Raw genomic sequence first — 4,067 nt, forward strand, 5'->3', positions numbered from 1 at the left:
ACATTAAATTCTTGTAAATTAACCTCTAGTTTAAGTTTTCTATAATCCTGAAGATTTTTTACAGTCTCTCCACGCTCAGCTTTTTTTAATTTTTCTTCATGCTTTTTTAACGCTTCAATTGCTTCTTGTTCTTCAAATTGTTGAAATTTAACTTTTGAACCTGGAGGAAGTTGAGCTACTTTATACAAATCTGCAGTAATGACATTTCCTATTTTTGTATACCCACCTGTAGTCTGCCTGTCTGCCATCATTATGATAGGTTGTCCGTTTCCAGGTATCTGTATAGCTCCAAAAGAAATACCATCCGAGATTATATCTGCACCATTTATGTGGTCCACCTTTTCTCCCAAAAATCGTATTCCCATTCTATCTCCTTCTTTTGAAACTTCATATTCACTATTAAAAAAAGTTTTACGACCTTCTTCTGTAAATTCATCATCTTGCGGACCTAATATTACTCCGATGGTTTCAGAGCCTGAAAATTTTGGAATATCTTGATTAGAAAGAGTTTTATGAATAAAACTGCTTGGTATATTTTTTAAAGGTATTACATCATCATTTTCCAAGGCTCTTCCTTCAAATCCACCAAGTTTTGACTTTATATTGGTAGAATAGCTTCCAAGGACTTTTGGTATGTCAAATCCTCCATGAATGGAAATATAATTTCTTACTCCTGATTTACAAAAATTCATTTTAACTATATCGCCATTTTTGATTCTGATACTTTCCCACATAGGAACTTCAATATCGTTCAATAATATTATATTATCTCCGCCGGTTATAGCTATACTACTATCACCACTAAATTCAATGGCTGCCCCTTTAAAAGTTGTCTCAATAACCGGGGCTTCCAATTCATTTCCAACTAAAATATTGGCCATTTTCGCAGAATATTCATCCATAACTCCAGAAGGAGTAACTCCGTATCTTTGATAACCAAATCTGCCTAAATCTTGTATGGTTGTCAGCATACCCTTATCTATAATTTTGATGCTTTTCATTTATTTACCTCCATTTTATCACGAATTACAGAATCGTATTCTTCCTTTGTAATTGGAATAAAACGTATATAATCTCCTGCATTTAATAAAAATGGATCTTTACTTTGAGGGTCAAACAGGTCTAAAGGTGTCTTTCCTATTAGCTGCCAGCCTCCCGGGCTTTCCATTGGGTATATACCTGTTTGAGACCCTGCTATTCCGACAGATCCAGCTGGAATTTTAAGCCTTGGTTTTGCAAGTCTTGGAGTGGCAATTTTTTCATCCATTCCACCCAGATATGGGAATCCTGGCGTGAATCCTAACATGTATATCAAATATTCTCCAGATGAATGTATTTTTATCACATCTTCAATTGAAAGACCGTTATGTTTTGCTACTTCTTCTAGATCTGGGCCAGCCTCCTCACCGTATAAAACAGGTATTTCTACTATATTAATTTTTTTTTCTTCAGAATCCCTTTTAGTATTTCCTGCTTCTACAATTTTCTCCTTTAACTTTTCAAATGAAATTTTTAAAGAATCATAGTGAACAATTATAGATCTATAAGTAGGAACAATTTCCCTTATAAAATCATAATTTAAATTATCCAACGCATCTGTAAGATTTCTTAATTCTCTATTGATATCTTTGGAGATTTCATTCCCAAATTCTATAACTATAGAAGAATCTCCTGCATACAAAAATCTCATAGTTCCTCCTTAGAAAATTTTGACTATATTTTTAAGTGAACCAAATGCAGCAATACTCATGAACAGCACAACAATCATACCACTATAAACCAACCATTTTGGATGTTTATAAGTACCGACTATGTCTTTTCTGAAAACAGCTAAAAGAATTGTTAAAAGGGTTAGTGGCAAAATTAATCCGTTTAATGATCCTGCAAGGATAAGAAGTTTAACTGGTTTACCAATTATAGCCATTACCACAGAAGAAAACATAATAAATCCTACAATAAAGTTTTTTTCATTCCTGTTGATAACCGGACTCAAAGTCTTTAGGAACGAAACAGAAGTATAGGCTGCTCCTACAATTGAAGTTAAAGATGCTGCCAATATAACAATACCAAATATTTTATATCCAATCATTCCTGCCCCGAGCTTAAATGCAGATGCAGGCGGATTTAGAGGATCTAAAATTCCTCCCTTTGTTACTACTCCCAATATTGCCAAAAACATTAGTACCCTTATTATAGATGCTAAGCTAACCCCTATAAGGGAGCTTTTATTGATGTCATCTAAAGATTTCTCGCCTTTTATCCCTGCATCTATCAACCTGTGTCCTCCGGCAAAAGTTATATAGCCTCCGATTGTTCCTCCCAAAAGGGTTATTAGTGGGAAAAATAGTTGACGTGGATTTTCAGGATTAAAAACTTTAGTAGCTAATTCAACAACTGGCGGTCTGGTAACAATGGCCATATATGCAATAACTGCAATCATTATTATTCCCAGTACTTTTGCAAATTTATCCATTATTTTTCCGGCATCTTTTGATATAAACAATACACTTCCTATGATACCTGCAAATAAGGCTCCAAATGTCAAGTTAGTACCGAATAATACATTAAATCCAAGAGCGGCTCCCCCAACATTTCCGATATTAAATGCAAGGCCGCCTAGAGATACCAACACAGCAATAAAATGCCCCAACCCCGGGAGGATCTTATTTGCAATATCTTGCCCCCTCATTTCCGAAACCCCGATTATTTTCCAAATATTAAGCTGGACAACCAGTGTTATAAAAATTGAAATAATTATGGGCAGAGCAAAATTCCCTCTGAATTTTTCTGTGAAAACTGCAGTCTGGGTCAAAAATCCAGGACCTACAGCAGATGTAGCCATTAAAAATGCTGCCCCCATTATTACTCCATTATTTGATTTTTTACTTTCCTCAAGAACGATTTGTTTATTCATAAGTATTCACCACCTGGGCTAGAGAAGTAACCTCTATACCTTCCTTTTCTAAAATATTTTTAATTGCTACAACAAATTCTAAAGCTTCTGGATTATCTCCATGTACACAAATTGAATGAGCGTCTATATCTATGTCTTCTCCTTCGATAGACTGAACTTTGCCCTCTTGAACCATTCTAAGGACTCTGTTTATAGCTATTTCTTTATCATGAATAACCGCTCCTGGAGCAGTTCTAGGAACCAATTTCCCATCTTTGGTATAAGCCCTGTCAGCAAAAACTTCAGAAGCTACTGTCAGACCCACTTCTTTACCAGCTCTTATGAGCTCACTTCCTGCAAGTCCAAGTAGTATTAATTTGTTATCCACTTCTTTTATTCCTTGAGCGATTCCAAGAGCAAGTGAGTAATCTTTAGCCGCCATATTATACATTGCACCATGCGGTTTTACATGCTGAAGTTTTAAACCTTCCGAATCTGTAAAAGCTTTTAGAGCCCCCACTTGATATTTAATATAAGTCTTCACTTCTTCTGGAGTAACATTCATATTTCTTCTACCAAAGCCCATCAAGTCAAAATAACCTGGATGTGCTCCGACTGCGACACCTTTTTTTTTGGATAAAGCAACTGTCTTTTCCATAATTACAGGGTCACCTGCATGCCAACCACAGGCAATATTTGCAGATGTAACTACTTTTAAAATCTCTTGATCCATCCCTATTTTAAAACTTCCAAATCCTTCTCCCAAATCACTGTTTAAATCCACTTTTTTCATGACGCCTCCTTCGTTTCTATTATTAAACCGATGGTTCATTTAATACCTGTTAAATATGTCCCTGAAATCCACCTTGTGTTCAAGGGATAGATTTTAGGGACATATGTTTCATAAAAAATCATATACTTTAATAAAAATACACTTTTCACTGAAAAAAGCATCTATATCCCGAGTATAGGTTACTTTATACTCATTGTCAATTTTTTTTATACAAGGCTTATTAAATATAGAATTTTAATAATAATTTACAAGGTAGAATCGATCTCTAAAAAACTATTTTCTCATAAGAAAGTTAAGTTGTTATCTAGAAATGAAAATGCAGTAAAACTAACCATAACTCAATAAAAGATGGTCTTGAGTTTAAAAGAAAATTGGAAGTAT

General features: G+C 34.6%; 4 protein-coding genes. All 4 read right to left on the reverse strand.

All coding sequences use genetic code 11. The features are described 5' to 3' along the window. Window positions 1–1,001: biotin-dependent carboxyltransferase family protein (locus ABZA26_RS09320; RefSeq protein ID WP_372714250.1), on the reverse strand; the 1,001-nt coding region annotated here is incomplete at its 3' end. Beyond that, window positions 998–1,690: a 5-oxoprolinase subunit PxpB gene (gene pxpB, locus ABZA26_RS09325; protein ID WP_372714251.1), complete on the reverse strand. Its 693-nt coding sequence runs from the start codon at window positions 1,688–1,690 to the stop codon at window positions 998–1,000. The genes pxpB and ABZA26_RS09320, both read right to left, overlap by 4 nt. A 9-nt stretch (window positions 1,691–1,699) precedes the next feature. Further along, a complete protein-coding gene (locus tag ABZA26_RS09330) occupies window positions 1,700–2,914 on the reverse strand; it encodes an NRAMP family divalent metal transporter (protein ID WP_372714252.1) in 1,215 nt (404 codons plus the stop codon). Next, entirely contained in the window at window positions 2,907–3,686 is a 780-nt protein-coding gene (locus tag ABZA26_RS09335; RefSeq protein ID WP_372714253.1) for a LamB/YcsF family protein, read from the reverse strand. The genes ABZA26_RS09330 and ABZA26_RS09335 overlap by 8 nt, the downstream gene beginning before the upstream one ends. Window positions 3,687–4,067: the final 381 nt, after the last annotated feature.

This window comes from Ilyobacter sp., from assembly GCF_041583315.1.
Taxonomy (GTDB): Bacteria; Fusobacteriota; Fusobacteriia; order Fusobacteriales; family Fusobacteriaceae; genus Ilyobacter.

Excerpts from the sequence above, each read along its gene's own strand:
- ABZA26_RS09335 (WP_372714253.1), bottom strand. The coding sequence starts at position 3,686 with ATGAAAAAAGTGGATTTAAACAGTGATTTGGGAGAAGGATTTGGAAGT.
- ABZA26_RS09330 (WP_372714252.1), bottom strand. The coding sequence starts at position 2,914 with ATGAATAAACAAATCGTTCTTGAGGAAAGTAAAAAATCAAATAATGGA.
- pxpB (WP_372714251.1), bottom strand. The coding sequence starts at position 1,690 with ATGAGATTTTTGTATGCAGGAGATTCTTCTATAGTTATAGAATTTGGG.